Genomic DNA, 14,779 nt, shown 5'->3' with positions numbered 1-14,779 from the left:
GCGGGGCCGGCCTGGGGCAGCGCCGTCGGTGCGGGGACGAGGGCGCCCCGGCCGTGCGTGCGGCAGGCGGCGCCGCGAGGCGCGCTCATCCCGTCACCCCGGCGGCGATCCGCGCGGTGACCGCCTGCACGGTCGAACGCCCGTCACCCGCCTCGCAGATGCCTGCCTGGAGCAGCGAACTGCCCTTGAGCCGCGCCTGCCGGTAGCAGGCCCAGCCGTTGCCGCCGTCCTGGACGGCCGTCCAGGCGACGCCGTCGTGCGTGGCGCTGTCGACGCGGTAGGTCCACCGGGAGCTGTGGCCGGCCTGGTCCGTGCGGACGGCCGCCGGGCACGAGCGCAGTCCCGCGGTGAGCGTGCCGAGCACGGCGGCGGCTTCGGTGCTGTCGGGGTAGAGGCCCGCGACCTGGGCCATCGTGAAGTCGCCGAAGCCGCCGGCGTCCTGGTAGGTGGCGGACAGGAAGCCGGTCCAGTTCTTGCCGAAGACCGCCTCGGTGGCGGGCCCGACCGCGACGGCGCAGCTCGCCGGGTCGGCGGCCAGCGTGGGGGCGGGCGCGCCCGCCCGCGGTCCCGGGACCAGGGTCAGGCCCGTCAGGCGGCTCGCCTCGTCGGGCGTGAGGACCGCCGCGTGCACCGTGCCCGCCACCAAGTGCAAGGGCACCGGCGCGGGTCGGGCGGGCCAGAACCACCAGCCGGCGCCGGCCAGCGCGAGGCAGGGCAGTACGCCGACGAGCACGAGGCGCCAGCGCTGCGACGGCAGCGGGATACGGCGCCGGGCACGCGGGGCGGAGGCCGGGGGAGATACGGGGGTGGTGGGGGCGGGGGTCGAGGTGACGCCGGTGGCCGGGGCGTTCGCCGTGGTCGCGGTCGGGGCGGGCGCGGCCGGTCCGGCGGTCCTCTTGGGGCCGGCGGTCCTGGTCGGGGTGCTCGAAGTGCCGCTGGTGGCACGGGCGTTCGGCGGGGTTGTTGCGGCCGTCCTGGCCGGGGTGCCGGGCGCGATGCCCGAAGTGCCGCTGCCGGCCGAGGTGTTCGGCGTCGCTGCGGCTGCTCCTGTCGGGGCCGGTCCGGCGGTGCTGGCGCTGCCGGCCGTGGTTGCCGTCCTGGCCGGGGTGCCGGGCGCCGCTGCCGCCGCGGGCCGCGTCCTGACCGGTGCGGGTCGGCCCATGGGGGGCGGTGTGGTCCGCGAGGGCTGCTGCCAGGTGGCGGCTGCCGCCTTCCCGGGTTCGCCGGGCGAACCGGCGGCGGGGTGGGCCGGGTCGGCGGGGGCCTGTCCCCATGTCGTCCTGGCGGATGACGCCTGCTGACCGTTCGCGTCGTGCTCGGGCACCGTCACTCCCTCCGTGCAGCTGCCGGTCCGCCGGGACCGGGACGCGTCGACCGCGTCGGCTGGCCCGACTCTCCTGCCACCTGCGGGTCCGCGGTACCTGAGGGCTCTCAGGGTCGCCTGGGCATGCCGGTGCGTTGCTAGACTCCGAGCCTTCGGACGACGCCGACGACATGGGGCGCAGAGCATGGAGACGGTCATCGTCCAGCTGCCGGACCCGCCCGGGCAGGCGGCTGTGCCGCAGGGACGGCCGCGGCAACTCGCCCTCGGCCCCGGGCAGGTGGCGACCTTCGGGCGCGGCGCCGATGACCGCCCGGTCGACATCCTCCTGCTGGGCGAGGGCGTCTCGCGACACGCCGGTGAGCTGACCGCGAGCGACGACCACTGGCGGCTGACGAACTTCAGCCCCCGTACGACCTACGTCGTGGAGAACCTGGAGGGCGGCGGTGAGTACGTGAAGGTCGCCCCGCGCCGGCTGGGCGCCCCGATCCCCTTCGAACTGTCCCGTGTGGTGCTGCCGCTGACCGACGGCTTCGTCCGCTTCACCGTCTTCGCCCCGCGGCACGCCTTCCTCGACCCGGGACCCGAGGCCCCTTCGGGCCGCTCGGCGGAACTGACGCTCATGCCCTTCGCGCTCGACCCGACGGCGAAGTACTTCCTGGTCCTGCTCGCCCTGTGCGAGCCCCGGCTGCGCGACCCGTCGAGCCTGGCCATCCCCGGTGTCGCCGAGGTCGTCAGCCGGCTGCGCAAGCTGCCCAACTGCCGTGACCTGACGGCCTCCGCGGTCAACTTCCACATCGACTACCTGGCGGGCTCCAAGCTCAAGGTGCGCGAGCGCACGGGCACGCAGGACAGCCCGCGCCTGGACTGGAAGCGCGAGGCCCTCGTCTCGCTCGCCCTGCGCTTCGACCTGGTCCAGGAGAAGCACTTGCAGGTCTTCTGGCAGTCCCGGGCGTGAACCGGAGCCTTTGCCACGGCAGTTGATTCCCCGTCAGATTGCTCGCGACCAGCGGCTTCCGATGTGCCGGGCCGGTCGCTTCTGGCAGACTGTGGCCCCCGTCGGCGGCTGTTGACCGGGTGTGACGTGTGGAGGACGGGCGTGTGGGATCGGGGCACCGTGCTCGGCGGGCGCTACACCTTGGCGGAGCGCATCGGCGGCGGCGCCATGGGGGACGTCTGGCGGGCGGACGACGGGGTGCTGGAGCGCCGGGTCGCGGTGAAGATCCTGCGTCCGGAGCTGTTCGAGGACGCCAGGTTCGCCAAGCGCTTCCGCCGCGAGGCGCTGATCCTTGCCACGCTGGACCACCCGGGCATCGTGGACGTCCACGACTACGGTGAGAACGCCGTGGGCGACGGGGGCCGGGTGGCCTACATCGTCATGGAACTGGTCGAGGGCCGGCCGCTCGGCGAGCTCCTCAAGGACGGCGTCCTGCTGCCGCCCGAGCAGGCGATGGGCATCGCCGCCGACGCACTGGACGCGCTGCACGCCGCCCACCGGCGGCAGGTCGTGCACCGCGACGTCAAGCCGTCCAACCTGCTGGTCTGCGCCGACGGCCGGGTGAAGGTCACCGACTTCGGCATCGCGGTCGACCTGGCGACCTCCAAGATCACCCCCGACCACGCCGTCGTCGGCACCGCGCTCTACATCGCGCCGGAACAGGTCGAGGGGCACGGCACGACACCGGCCTGCGACCTCTACTCGATGGGCGTCGTCTGCTACAAGATGCTCACGGGGAAGGTGCCCTTCGACGGCGAGCGGGCCATCGAACTGCTGCTCAAGCACGTGCAGCAGCCGGCTCCCGCGCTGCCCGCCGACGTCCCGCAGCCGGTGCGGGACTTCGTGGCCACCGCCCTCGCCAAGAAGCCCGAGGACCGCTTCCCCGACGCGGCGGCGATGGCGGAAGCGGCCCGTGCCGCGGTGGCCGGCCCCGCGAACCCGCCGCCCGCCCCGCCCCCTGTTCCCGATCCGGCCCCTGCCCCGACCCCGGGCGGCGACCCGGCCGTACCGCCGGAGCCCGCAACCCCCGCGGGAGCGGTGGCCGCCGAGCCGGAACGCCCGCGGCGCGGACGGCGGCTGCTCCTACCCGTACTCGTCCCCTGCCTGGTAGCGCTGGTCGCCGTCGGCGTGCTGCTGGCCCGCAACCTGCCCTCCGGGTCGGACTCCGGCACCCCCGCCCAGGGCGTGCCCGCGTCCGCTCTTGCACCGGCGCCTGCCCACCCGTCCGCTGCCGGGTCCGCCGCCCCCTCGGGCACCCGCAGCGCGGACCCGACGTCCTCGGCCGCCGGGGTGCAGAGCGGGCCGCCCACCCCCTCGACCACGACGGAGGGCCGCGCCGTCCCGACGGACCCGGCGCCTTCGACCGCGCCCGCCCCGCCCGCGGCCGGCCACCCGACCACCGCACGGACCGGCGCTCCGACGGCCACGCAGCCGGGCACGTACCCGATGAAAGGCCTGAGCATGAGCAACGACGGCGCGGCGATCCCGGGCTCGGGCGCGGCCGCCGGTCCGGCCGGCGGCTGTACGGCGTGGCTGGACGACGCCGGTGGCGGCAAGCTCTACGGGATGCTGAACACCGACTACTACGAGACCTGCCACGCCGAGCTGGTCAGGAGCGACGGGCTGACCGTGGGCCTCGCGGCCTCGGTGGGCGCCGAGCGCACCGGCGTGGTCTCCGGCGCCGGGTACAGCACCAGGATGTGCGTGTGGCAGCAGGGCGCGGTCGCCGACAAGCAGTGCGCAGCGACCGTCGTCATCCACGGCGGTGCGCCCGTGGTGGAGTGACGGGTCAGGCGACGATCAGGCGCAGGCCCAGTTCCGCCGCGTCCATGGCGACCAGGTCGCGGTTGCGCTCCGCCCACCGGCCCGAGTCGAGGTCGTCGGCGAGCATGCGGACGGCCCGCTGCTCCGCCTGGCGTCCGACGCGGGTCCAGACCGACACCGCACGGCGTACGTGCTCGTCCAGGTACGCCTCCGGGCGGCGCCAGTAGGCCTCGAAGAAGCCGTCGGCGCAGTCCCACGGGACGAGCACCGGCTCCGCGCGGCCCCCGACGGCGTCGGCGAGGTCGGCGAGCGAGGGCCAGCCGGCCATGAGGCCGGCGAACTCCGGCAGGTAGTCGCGGGCGAGCCAGAAACGGTCGCGCCAGCCGGGCTCGCTCGCGTCGTAGGTGAACACCACGACCCGGCGGGCGACCCGGCGCATCTCGCGCAGCCCCGCGAGCGGGTCCTGCCAGTGGTGGACGGTGCTGAAGGCCATCGCCGCGTCGAAGGCCCCGTCCTCGAAGGGCAGGCTCTCCGCCGCTGCGGCCACGCAGGGCGCCGCCCCCGCGGGCCGCTGCGCCCGCATCACCGCCGACGGTTCCACGGCGGTGACCTCGCGGTCCTGCGGCTCGTAGGAGCCGGTTCCGGCCCCGACGTTGAGCACCGTCCGGGCGTCGCCGAGCGCCTCCCAGACCCGCGCGGCGATCCGCGGCTCGGTGCGCCGCGTCGCCGGGTAGGCGGATCCGATGGCGTCGTACAGCTGCGCGCCGAACACCTTCAACTGCTCCTCGGGCGGTGTCGTGATGCCCATGGCCCGTGCCTCCAGTTCGCTGTCGATGGCCGCCACCATGGCCGCGGCGCGGTCGCGCTGCTCCAGCAGCAGGCCGCGCAGCCGGCGCAGGTGCGCGACCGCGTCGGTGGCCGGGTCGTCCACGAGGTCCGCGATCTCGCGCAGTCCGAAGCCCAGCCGGCGGTAGGCGAGCACCTCCCGCAGCCGCTCCACGTCCGCCGCCGCGTAGGCCCGGTAGCCCGCGGTGCTGCGCGCGGACGGCCGTACGAGGCCGATCTCGTCGTAGTGGTGCAGGGTGCGTACGGTGACGCCGGCCAGCTCGGCCACATGCCCCACGGTCAGGTGCTCTTCCACGCCGCCGACTATGCGGCATCACGCCACGTGAGGGTCAAAGGGTCCGGGCGCACCCCTTCGTCGCGCAACCTGAGGTTGCGGATGGCGGGGGCGGTGGCTAGAGTCATACGCAACCGATGGTTGCCCATGGGAGGTTCGTGGTGGAGTACGGAAAACTGGAGCGGGAGATCCGCATCGACGCGTCGCCCGACGTCGTGTTCGACGTGGTGAGCCGCCCCGAGCACATCAGGATGTGGTGGCCGGACGAGGCGAGCTTCGAGCCCGAGCCGGGCACGACCGGCGAGCTGGTCTTCGGCGGCCACGCGGTCGAGCAGATCACGGTGGTCGAGGTCGACCCGCCCCGCAGGTTCGCGATCCGCTGGATCGCCGGCGAGGGCCAGGTGCCCGACGAGGACAACTCGCTCCTGCTCACCTTCGACCTGGAGCCCGCGGGCGACGGCACAGTCCTGCGGCTGACCGAGAGCGGCTGGCGGGAGAAGGGCTGGGAGGCCGCCGTACTGGAGGAGGCCTTCCACGACCACGAGCGCGGCTGGGACCTCTTCCTGTCCAGGCTGCGCGACTACGCCCCCAAGGCGGTGGCGCGGTGAGCGCGGCCACCGGCGGCACCGGCGCCGCCGACACCCTGGACGACGAGATCTGGTCGGCGATAGGCGACCCGACCCGGCGCCGCCTGCTCGACCTGCTGCTCGCCGAGGGCGTCGGCACACCGACCAGCCTGAGCGACCGGCTCCCGATCTCGCGGCAGGCGGTCACCAAGCACCTGGGCGTCCTGGACCGCGCGGGCCTGGTGCACGCCACACCGCTGGGCCGTGAGCGGCGCTACGAGGTGGACGAGGCCCAACTCGCCCGCGCCGTACGGCAGCTCAGCGAGGTCGGCAGTACGTGGGACGCCCGCCTCAACCGCATCAAGCGCATCGCGGAGCAGATCCAGCGCCAGAAGAACCAGAGCCAGAACCAGAGCCAGAACAGCCGGACCGACGAGAGCGACGACTGACCGCCGGGCCGGCGGGTCACCTTGGGAGGAAGCACATGAGCGGGCTGCTGCTCGACGGCAAGAGTGCCGTGATCTACGGAGGCGGTGGCGCCATCGGTGGCGCCGTCGCACGCGTCTTCGCCCGCGAGGGCGCGAGGGTCTTCCTCGCCGGGCGGACGCAGAGCAGGCTGGACGCCGTGGCCGGCGACATCGCCGGCGCGGGCGGGAAGGCCGAGACCGCGCCCGTCGACGTGTTCGACCAGAAGGCGGTGGACGCGCACGCAGAAGCGGTGGCCGCGCAGGCCGGCGGCATCGACATCGCCCTCAACGCGGTGAGCGTGCCGCACGACCAGGGGACGCTGCTCGCCGACCTCACCCTGGAGGAGTTCATGCGGCCGATCGACGGCTTCCTGCGGTCGTTGTTCATCACCAGCCAGGCCGTCTCGCGGCACATGGGCGGTGAGCGCCCCGGCGTCATCCTGACGCTGTCGGAGCCGGGTTCGAAGCTGGCGGCCGGCGGCATCCTGGGGCACAGCGCGAGCGCGGCGGGCAAGGAGGCCTTCTCCCGGGTCCTGGCAGCCGAGTTGGCGCCGCGCGGCATCCGGGTGGTGTGCATCCGCCCGCACGCGGTGGCCGACGCGCCCGCGGCGGGCTCGTACACCAAGGAGCTGTTCGAGCCCATGGCGGCGGCCGGCGGGCAGTCGGTCGAGGACATGCTCACCGACGGCGGGATGGTGCAGGGGACGCTGCTCAAGCGGCTGCCCGTGCTCTCCGAGGTCGCCGAGACGGCCGCCTTCCTCGCCTCCGACCGGGCAGGGGCCATCACCGGCACCGTCGCGAACCTGTCGGCCGGCGCGCTCGTCGACTGAGCCCGCCGGCCCACGGTCATTCGGACGAACGGGCCACCAGCTGCGTCGGGTTGACGAAACGCAGTGCGACGAGCAGCAGCACCGCCATCGTGCCGGTGTAGATGACGGCCATCGCGTCGATGGACTGGGTGCTGCGGATACCCGCCGAGTTCACCGCGGAGAAGAGCGCCACGACGAGCGTCTGGCTGCTCGGACCCGCGGTGAGGAAGGTCAGTTCGAACATGCCGAAGGTGCGCACCAGCACCAGGATTCCCGCGGCCAGGATGCCAGGGAGCATCAGCGGCGACAGGATGCGGGTGAGCACCGTCCAGGTGGACGCCCCGCACATCCGGGCCGCCGACTCGATCTTCGGGTCGATCTGCTCGATGAACGGCGTCATCGTGAAGATCACGAAGGGGATGGACGGCACGAGGTTGGCCAGGACCACACCGGTGACGGTCCCGGCCAGGTGGAACTTGTACAGCACGGTCGCCATCGGGATGCCGTAGGCGATCGGCGGTACGAGGATGGGCAGCACGAACAGCGTGGTCAGCAGGTGCTTGCCGGGGAAGTCCCGGCGGGCCAGCGCGTACGAGGCGGGAACGGCGAGCACCAGCGACAGCAGCACCACGAGGAAGGTCACCTCGACGGTGGTCCACAGCACCTGCCCGAGCCCGAACTCCTTCCAGGCGTCGCTGTACCAGTGGCCGGTCCAGCCGGTGGGCAGCCAACTGGCGAACCAGCTGCGGCCCAGCGAGTCGAGCAGCACCGTGGCGATGACGCCGAGCAGGTTGACGAAGAAGAACACCAGTGCCGCCCAGGTCAGCCAGGCCCCGGGCCGCAGGGTGACTCCGCGGCGGCCTTCCCGCGCCGCGGCGGCGGTCTGCGCGCTCATCCCTTGCCTCCGGTCGATCCGCGGTAGAGCCGGGAGCGCAGCCCCGTGACGGCCGCGAGCACGACCAGCATCAGCGCCGTCATGATCATGGCGTCGGCGCTGCCCTGGGCGTAGTCGAACCGCTCCAGGGCGGCCTGGTAGGCCTCGATGGAGATGACGTGGGTGCTGCCGTTGGGGTCGCCGACCATCATCGCCGAGGGGAAGACGGCGAAGGCCATCACGAAGCTGAGGCAGAAGGTGGTCATCAGCCCCGGCAGCAGCAGCGGGAAGGTGACGTGTCGGAAGCGCTGCCACCAGCCGGCGCCCAGGGTGGCGGCGGCCTTCTCCAGGCTGGGGTGGATGCCCGACAGGTAGGAGTGGGTCAGCAGGTAGGCGAAGGGGAAGCCGCTGATGATCAGCGACAGCAGCACCCCGGTGTAGTTCATGGTCAGCTGCACCGGTGAGTCGGCAAGCCCCAGCAGGTGCAGCGTGCGGTTGAACCAGCCGGCAGGCCCGTAGAACTCCAGGACGCCCTCGGCGGTGAGCACCGTGCCCAGCGTGATCGGGACGACCAGCAGCGCCAGCAGCAGCCGCTTGCCGCGGAACTCGCGGCGCATCCGGTAGGAGATCGGCACCGACACACCGACGTTGATCAGCGCGGCCGGGATCGCCAGCGAGAAGGTCGCCCACACCGACTTCCGGGAGAAGGGATCGGCGAAGAACTGCCGGTAGGCCCCGAAGACCCCGCCCTTGGCGGGCTGGAAGGACAACTGCAGGCCGTAGAGGAAGGGGTAGCAGAACAACGCGACCACCGAGAGGGCGGCGGGCAGCACCAGCAGCAGCGTACGGTCCACCCCGCGCTCCGCCAGCCGGTGGCGCAGCGCCGCCCTGGCCGGGGTGCCGGGCGGCGCGGCCGGCGTCGTGCTCAGCGGCAGTCCGCTCATGAGGCCGCCTCCGCCCGGCCGGAACCGCCGCTCCCCGCACTCTCCTTGGGGAAGAGCAGCGCGCGGTCGGCGTCCACGGCGACGGCCAGCGCGTCACCGGGACGCACCTGGCCGTGCGCACGCAGGTGGATCCGGTCGCCCTCGCGGGTCACCGCCTCCACGTGCAGCACCCGCCCGTGGTATTCGACGACATCGGCCACCACCTCGGCGACCGGCTGGTCGCCCGGCCCTACGACGCGCACGTCTTCCGGGCGGATCGCGACGGTGACCTCCTGGCCCTCCGCCGCCCGGGCGCCACCGACCACCGTCCCCGCCACCCGCAGGCCGCCCCGCCGGGCGACCGCTGCCGTGCCCCGCGCGGACACCACGTCCAGCGCGAGCAGGTTGCGGTAGCCCATGAACGCGGCGACATGCGGGTCCGCCGGGTGCTCGTACAGCTCGGAAGGGGTGCCGATCTGGCTGACCCGGCCCGCCTCCAGCACGACCAGGCGGTCGGCGAGCGACAGCGCCTCCTCCTGGTCGTGCGTCACATAGACGGTGGTCAGCCCGAACTCCTGGTGGATGCGCCGGATCTCGCTGCGCATCTCAAGGCGCAGCGCCGCGTCCAGGTTCGACAGCGGCTCGTCCATCAGCACCAGCGGCGGTTCCATGACGATCGCGCGGGCGATGGCCACCCGCTGCTGCTGGCCGCCGGACAGCTGCCCGGGGTGCCGGTTCGCCTGCTCTCCCAGCCGCACCAGGCGCAGCACCTCGTCGACCCGGCGGGCGATCTCGGGCTTGGCGACCCCGCGCATCTTCAGCCCGAAGGCCACGTTGCCGCGGACCGTCAGGTGCGGGAAGAGGGCGTAGTTCTGGAAGACCATGCCGAAGCCGCGTTTCTCCGGCGGCACGGTGTCCACCCGCCTGCCGTCCAGCACGATCTCGCCCGCGGTCAGCGGCAGCAGGCCCGCCAGGCAGTTCAGGGCGGTGGTCTTCCCGCAGCCGGAGGGGCCGAGCAGCGCGACGAACTCGCCGCCCCTGATGGTCAGATCCAGCGGGTGCAGCGCGGTGTACGACCCGTACGCGCGGCTGACCCCGCGCAACTGCAGCTCGACCAGCTGCGACGGGGGCAGCGCCCCGGCCTTGCCCACAGACTCCTTCGCACCGCCGGCCATGTCGGGTACCGCGCTCACTTCGTCGAGCCGATCTTCTTGTCCCACAGGTCGAACGCGGTGACCTGGGCCGTGGCGGGCAGCGAGTTCTTGATCGGGCTGCCCGCGATCCAGCCGTCGAACTGCGGGTCGCCGTAGGAGGCGATGGCCTGCCGTGAGGACGCCGGCGCCTGGCTGAGGCTGACGCCCTTCACCGCGGGCCCCGGGTAGAAGTAGCCCTGGTCGTAGGTGACCGCCTGCTGCTCGGGGGTGAGCATGAAGGCGATCAGCCGCAGCGCCGCGATCAGCTGGTCGTTCGAGACGCCCTTGGGGATGATGCCGAACTGCGCGTCGCTGACCCAGGTGAGGTTGTCGAACTTGGCGACCTTCATGGACTTCGGCACGGTGCCCAGCGCCCGCGGGTTGATGTACCAGCCGGTGGTGCTGGCGAGCATGTGGACCGTGCCCTGCGCCAGGTTGGTCATCGTCGCGGACGTCTTGGTGGGGTAGTTGGCCGCGTACTTGTTCAACTCCGTCAGGTACGCCCAGGTCTTGGACCACCCGTTGACCGGGTCGGCCGGGTCCGAGTCGCCCAGCAGGTAGGGCAGGCCCATCAGGAAGGTGCGCCCAGGGCCGGAGTTGCGCGGCTGGGCGTACTGGAACTTCCCCGGGTTGGCCTTCGCCCAGTCCAGCAGCGCGTCGGTGGTGGTGGGCGGGGAAGGGACCTTGGCCGGGTCGTACTCCAGCAGCGGCCCCGAGGGATACCAGACCAGTTCCACCGCCTGGTCCTGCGCCAGCGCCGCCATCGATGCCGCAGCGGGTTGGTAGTTGGCCATCAGCCCGGGCAGGAAGCCGGTGTAGTAGTGCTTGAGGTCGTACCACAGGCCCTTCTGGATCCCCGCGGACAGCCCGTCGGTCCCGCTCAGCACCAGCTGGATCTGGACGTTGCCCGCCTGCTGCTGCGCCTGCACCTTCGGCGCCAGCTCCGGCGCGGTGCCGGTCGAGGTGGTGACCTTCGAGACGATCTCCGGGTGCTGGGCCTTGAAGGCGTCGATGATCGGCTGGGTGAGGGCCAGGTTCCCCGCGACGTCGAGGATGTTGAGGGTGACCGGCTTGGACGGTGCGGTGGCCAGCGCGCTCGGGGCCGCCGCCTTGCTCGGGGAGTCGCCGCCAGGTGCGCCGCACGCGGCGAGCACGGGGGCGGCCGCGGTCGCGGCGGCGAGGGTGCCGAGCACCCGGCGGCGGGTCGGGGAGGCCGGGGCGGTCTGCGGTGTTCCGTTGGGGGACATGGCTGTTGGTGCCCTTCGGTCGCAGGAGATGGACGTGGGCGTAGGGGCGCGGGGTCCGGCTGCGTACGGCTGCGGGCCCGGCGTACTGCTCAGGGCGCGTTCAGACCGCGTCCTCGGGGAAGTTGCGGGCCACGAAGGAGTCGATATGACGGTACGTCAGGTCCTGTACCAGGGCGGCGTCCCGGGCCGCGGCGGCCTCCAGGATCGCCCGGTGCTCGGCCGCCTCCAGCTCCCAGGAGGGCTGGCGCGACCAGGCGGCACTGGACAGCAGCGCGGTCTGGTCGCGCAGGTCGTCGAGCGACTTCACCAGCAGCGGGTTGCCGCAGCCCGCGTACAGCGCCCGGTGGAAGGCCCGGTTGGCCAGCGAGCGGTCCGCGGTGTCCGCCGCCCGGTCGGCCTGGTCCAGCGCCTCCGCCGCGTCCTGCCCGACCCGCCCGGCCGCGGCGCTGCGGGCGGCCGCCGCCGGTTCGAGCAGCAGGCGCATGTCGTAGACGCAGCGCGCGTGCGCCTGGTCGACCTCGCGGACGACGGCGCCCCTGTACGCGCTCGTGGTCACCAGACCCGACGCGGCCAGCGCCTTGAGCGCCTCGCGCACCGGGGTCTTGGACACCTGGAGCCGCTCGGCGAGGTCGGCTTCCACCAGCGCCTGACCGGGCTTCAACTCCCCGGTCAGGATCGCGTGTTTGAGGGAGCCCAGCACCGCCTCCGCGCGGGAGGGCGGGATGCCGGGGCGGGGGGACTGGCTGCTGTGGGCGAGAGTGTCGGACACGGTGACTGCTCCCAGGGCCGAACCAGGTCATGCCGCGAGATGGTGCATGGCATCTGATATATGATGTGCCGCAGACCGTAGGCGCCCCCGGGTGGGCGGTCAAGAGGTCGCGCAGCGGTCGATCCGTGGCGGGTGGCCCGGCGACCTGGGAGATGCCCTGTTGCTGACCGTTTGTCAGCCGGCGGCCGCAGCCGACTTCTTGCGGGCGCGGTAGGCCGCGGCCTTGATCTTGTTGCCGCAGGACTCCATGCCGCACCACTGCCGCCGCATCCCGCGCGAGCGGTCGATGTAGACCCGGGTGCACTCGGGATTGCCGCACTCCTTGAGCAGCGGCACGTCGGGGCCGCTCAGCAGCTCGATCGCCCGGCGGGCCACCGTGGACAGCGCCTCGGCGGGCGTCGCGTCCGTCCGCCGCCCCTCCGCGGTCAGCTGCGGGACCGCGGAGGGGGTGCGTGCGGTGCTGTTGACCAGGGCGAGCGCCCCGGGGTCGAACTCCTCCCCGAGGCGGCGGGCGGTGACCAGCAGGTAGAGCGCCTCCCGTACGGCCGTCGCCCGCGCCACGTCGCCCTCGTCGCCCGGCGTGACCGTGTCGACCACGCCGGACTCCACGTACCAGGCGTCCAGCCGCTCGGGCGAGGCGAACATCTCGAAACGCGCGGAGCGGCGGGCACGCAGCGTCGCGGCGAAGTCCAGGGCCGGGTCGCCGCAGACGAAGACGTGGTCCAGGTTCATGTCACCAGTCTGGCAGGTGACCGATGGCCCGGCAAGAATCGCCGCTTCCCACGGGACCGGGTCCATGGCTCGTACGGGACCGGGCACATGGCCCGTACGGGGTCGGGCACGCGGTCCTCTTCCCGCCCCCGCGGGTCCTCATCCCTCGGGGGCGCCGGTCTCCCGCAACTCGCCGCCGGACAGCCGCAGCCAGCGGTTCACCCCGATCTCCCGCAGGAAGCGGTCGTCGTGGCTGACCACGACGAAGGCACCCTGGTAGGAGTTCAGCGCGCTCTCCAGCTGGGCCGTGCTCGGCAGGTCGAGGTTGTTCGTCGGCTCGTCGAGCAGCAGCAGGTGCGGGGCCGGCTCCGCGCACAGCACGCATGCCAGCGTGGCGCGCAGCCGCTCACCGCCGGACAGCACCCCGACCGGGAGGTGCGCCCCGGCGCCGCGGAAGAGGAAGCGGGCCAGCAGGTTCATCCGCTCGGCTTCGGGCCGGTCCGGGGCGTAGGCGGCGAAGTTCTCGGCGACCGTGCGGTCCGGGTCGAGCAGGTCGAGCCGCTGCGACAGGTACGCGATACGCCCGTCCGCCCGCCTGACCTCGCCGCCGTCCGGGGCCAGGTCGCCGGTGAGCAGGCGCAGCAGGGTGCTCTTGCCCGCGCCGTTCGGCCCGGTCAGCGCGATGCGCTCAGGGCCGCGCACCGCCAGGTCCAGGCCCGTGAAGATCTCCCGGCCGCCGAGCCGCACCCGCAGCTGCTCGCCGAGGAAGACGCCCCGCCCGGCGGGCACGTGCGTGTCGGGCAGGTCGAGGGTCAGGCGCTGCTCGTCCCGCAGCGCCCGCCCCGCCTCGTCCAGACGCGCCCTGGCCTGGTCGACGCGTCCCGCGTGCATCTGCCCCGCACGCCCCGCGGACTCCTGGGCGCCGCGCTTCATGTTCCCGGCGAAGATCCGCGGCAGGCCCGCACTACCGAGGTTGCGGGCGGCGTTGCCCGCCCGGCGCTCGGCGCGCTCGCGGGCCTGCTGCATCTCCCGCTTCTCCCGCTTCAGCTCCTGCTCGGCATTGCGGACGTTCTTCTCCGCGACCTCCTGCTCGGCCTGGACGGCCTGCTCGTAGTCGGCGTAGCTGCCGCCGTACAACCGCAGCTCGCTCGCGCCGAGTTCGGCGATGCGCTCCATACGGTCGAGCAGCTCCCGGTCGTGGCTGACCAGCAGCAGGCAGCCGTGGAAGTCGGCGAGCACGTCGTAGAGCCGGTGGCGGGCCTCCCGGTCGAGGTTGTTGGTCGGCTCGTCAAGCAGCAGCACGTCGGGCCGCCTGAGCAGCTGCGCCGCGAGGCCGAGCGACACGACCTGGCCGCCGCTGAGCGTGCCCAGCCGGCGGTCCAGGCCGAGTCCGCCCAGGCCCAGCCGGTCCAGTTGCGCCCGGGTGCGGTCCTCGATGTCCCAGTCGTCGCCGATGACGGCGAAATGCTGCTCGCCCACGTCACCGGACTCGACGGCGTCCAGCGCACGGATCACCTCGGCGACGCCGAGCACCTCGGCGACGGTCAGGTCGCCGGCCAGCGGCAGCGTCTGCGGCAGACAGCCGAGCGTCCCGGCCACCGACACCGACCCGGCGCCGGGCCGCAGCTCCCCGGCGACCAGCCGGAGCAGGGTGCTCTTGCCGGCGCCGTTGGGCGCGACCAGCCCGGTGCGGCCCGGGCCGAGAGCGAAGGAAAGGTCCTGGAAGACGGGCGTGTCGTCAGGCCAGGAGAAGGACAGGTTCGAGCAGACGACGGAAGCGTCGGACATGGCAGTGACCTCGGAGAAGCGGGGCAGCGCAGACAGCTGTGCCCCGGCGGCAGACATGGAAAGAGCAGAAACGACGACATGGCCCCGTCGGCGGCGCACCTGCGCCCCACCCGGCGGCCTCTCCGTTCCGGGATTCACCCGGAGATGTCGTCGTCCACCATGCCCGCACTCCTCCACGAAACGATCAACGTCCCCGCAAGTCTAACAGCGCCCCCCGACATCCCCCCTGA

At 73.1% G+C, this 14,779-nt stretch carries 14 protein-coding genes; 5 read left to right on the top strand and 9 right to left on the bottom strand.

Features of this window, described 5'->3' with window-relative positions; all coding sequences use genetic code 11:
• Window positions 1-85: 85 nt before the first annotated feature.
• Window positions 86-1,324: a sensor domain-containing protein gene (locus JT723_RS29205; RefSeq protein ID WP_205047822.1), complete on the bottom strand. Its 1,239-nt coding sequence runs from the start codon at window positions 1,322-1,324 to the stop codon at window positions 86-88.
• Window positions 1,325-1,508: 184 nt separating this feature from the next.
• Here JT723_RS29205 and JT723_RS29200 point away from each other — a divergent pair, with 184 nt between their 5' ends.
• Both JT723_RS29200 and JT723_RS29195 read left to right on the top strand, forming a co-directional pair.
• Window positions 1,509-2,279, top strand: a complete 771-nt coding sequence (locus tag JT723_RS29200) for an FHA domain-containing protein (protein WP_205047821.1) — start codon at window positions 1,509-1,511, stop codon at window positions 2,277-2,279.
• Between the two features lie 141 nt (window positions 2,280-2,420).
• Window positions 2,421-4,103: a serine/threonine-protein kinase gene (locus tag JT723_RS29195; RefSeq protein WP_205047820.1), complete on the top strand. Its 1,683-nt coding sequence runs from the start codon at window positions 2,421-2,423 to the stop codon at window positions 4,101-4,103.
• Window positions 4,104-4,107: 4 nt separating this feature from the next.
• On the opposite strand, the gene JT723_RS29190 is transcribed toward JT723_RS29195, so the two are convergent.
• A complete protein-coding gene (locus JT723_RS29190; protein ID WP_205047840.1) occupies window positions 4,108-5,196 on the bottom strand; it encodes a MerR family transcriptional regulator in 1,089 nt (362 codons plus the stop codon).
• A 167-nt stretch (window positions 5,197-5,363) separates the two neighbouring features.
• Between JT723_RS29190 and JT723_RS29185 the strand changes: the two genes are divergently transcribed.
• The 3 genes from JT723_RS29185 to JT723_RS29175 are packed head-to-tail and all read left to right on the top strand — an operon-like array spanning window position 5,364 to window position 7,065.
• Window positions 5,364-5,810, top strand: coding sequence for an SRPBCC domain-containing protein (locus JT723_RS29185; protein ID WP_205047819.1), 447 nt, complete (start codon window positions 5,364-5,366; stop codon window positions 5,808-5,810).
• Complete coding sequence (locus JT723_RS29180) at window positions 5,807-6,217, top strand: ArsR/SmtB family transcription factor (protein ID WP_251513207.1); 411 nt, start codon at window positions 5,807-5,809, stop codon at window positions 6,215-6,217. Before JT723_RS29185 ends, JT723_RS29180 begins: the two co-directional genes overlap by 4 nt.
• Window positions 6,218-6,252: 35 nt before the next feature.
• On the top strand, window positions 6,253-7,065 hold the full coding sequence (locus tag JT723_RS29175) for an SDR family NAD(P)-dependent oxidoreductase (protein ID WP_240166346.1): 813 nt from the start codon (window positions 6,253-6,255) through the stop codon (window positions 7,063-7,065).
• Window positions 7,066-7,081: 16 nt separating this feature from the next.
• Here the strand turns inward: JT723_RS29175 and JT723_RS29170 are convergent, their stop codons facing one another.
• The 7 genes from JT723_RS29170 to JT723_RS29140 form a co-directional block, all read right to left on the bottom strand.
• Window positions 7,082-7,939, bottom strand: a complete 858-nt coding sequence (locus JT723_RS29170; protein ID WP_205047818.1) for an ABC transporter permease — start codon at window positions 7,937-7,939, stop codon at window positions 7,082-7,084.
• The gene (locus JT723_RS29165; protein ID WP_205047817.1) at window positions 7,936-8,862 is read right to left on the bottom strand and encodes an ABC transporter permease; all 927 of its coding nucleotides are present in this window, start codon (window positions 8,860-8,862) and stop codon (window positions 7,936-7,938) included. The genes JT723_RS29170 and JT723_RS29165 overlap by 4 nt, the downstream gene beginning before the upstream one ends.
• A complete protein-coding gene (locus tag JT723_RS29160; protein WP_251513205.1) occupies window positions 8,859-10,034 on the bottom strand; it encodes an ABC transporter ATP-binding protein in 1,176 nt (391 codons plus the stop codon). The genes JT723_RS29165 and JT723_RS29160 overlap by 4 nt, the downstream gene beginning before the upstream one ends.
• Window positions 10,031-11,281 (bottom strand): extracellular solute-binding protein, encoded by a 1,251-nt coding sequence (locus tag JT723_RS29155; protein ID WP_205047816.1) that lies wholly within the window; start codon window positions 11,279-11,281, stop codon window positions 10,031-10,033. Before JT723_RS29155 ends, JT723_RS29160 begins: the two co-directional genes overlap by 4 nt.
• A 100-nt stretch (window positions 11,282-11,381) precedes the next feature.
• Entirely contained in the window at window positions 11,382-12,050 is a 669-nt protein-coding gene (locus JT723_RS29150) for a GntR family transcriptional regulator (RefSeq protein WP_307794059.1), read from the bottom strand.
• 174 nt (window positions 12,051-12,224) lie between these two features.
• Window positions 12,225-12,782, bottom strand: a complete 558-nt coding sequence (locus JT723_RS29145) for a CGNR zinc finger domain-containing protein (protein WP_205047815.1) — start codon at window positions 12,780-12,782, stop codon at window positions 12,225-12,227.
• A gap of 138 nt (window positions 12,783-12,920) precedes the next feature.
• On the bottom strand, window positions 12,921-14,549 hold the full coding sequence (locus JT723_RS29140; RefSeq protein WP_205047814.1) for an ABC-F family ATP-binding cassette domain-containing protein: 1,629 nt from the start codon (window positions 14,547-14,549) through the stop codon (window positions 12,921-12,923).
• Between the last annotated feature and the right edge of the window lie 230 nt (window positions 14,550-14,779).

This window comes from Actinacidiphila bryophytorum, assembly GCF_016916835.1.
In the GTDB taxonomy this organism is placed as follows: domain Bacteria; phylum Actinomycetota; class Actinomycetes; order Streptomycetales; family Streptomycetaceae; genus Actinacidiphila; species Actinacidiphila bryophytorum.
The sequence above is the reverse complement of the archived record's forward strand: the minus strand, read 5'-3'. Positions and strand labels throughout refer to the sequence as shown.

Coding starts and splice junctions, on each gene's coding strand:
- JT723_RS29200 (WP_205047821.1), top strand. CDS start 1,509: ATGGAGACGGTCATCGTCCAGCTGCCGGACCCGCCCGGGCAGGCGGCT.
- JT723_RS29175 (WP_240166346.1), top strand. CDS start 6,253: ATGAGCGGGCTGCTGCTCGACGGCAAGAGTGCCGTGATCTACGGAGGC.
- JT723_RS29170 (WP_205047818.1), bottom strand. CDS start 7,939: ATGAGCGCGCAGACCGCCGCCGCGGCGCGGGAAGGCCGCCGCGGAGTC.
- JT723_RS29165 (WP_205047817.1), bottom strand. CDS start 8,862: ATGAGCGGACTGCCGCTGAGCACGACGCCGGCCGCGCCGCCCGGCACC.
- JT723_RS29155 (WP_205047816.1), bottom strand. CDS start 11,281: ATGTCCCCCAACGGAACACCGCAGACCGCCCCGGCCTCCCCGACCCGC.
- JT723_RS29145 (WP_205047815.1), bottom strand. CDS start 12,782: ATGAACCTGGACCACGTCTTCGTCTGCGGCGACCCGGCCCTGGACTTC.
- JT723_RS29140 (WP_205047814.1), bottom strand. CDS start 14,549: ATGTCCGACGCTTCCGTCGTCTGCTCGAACCTGTCCTTCTCCTGGCCT.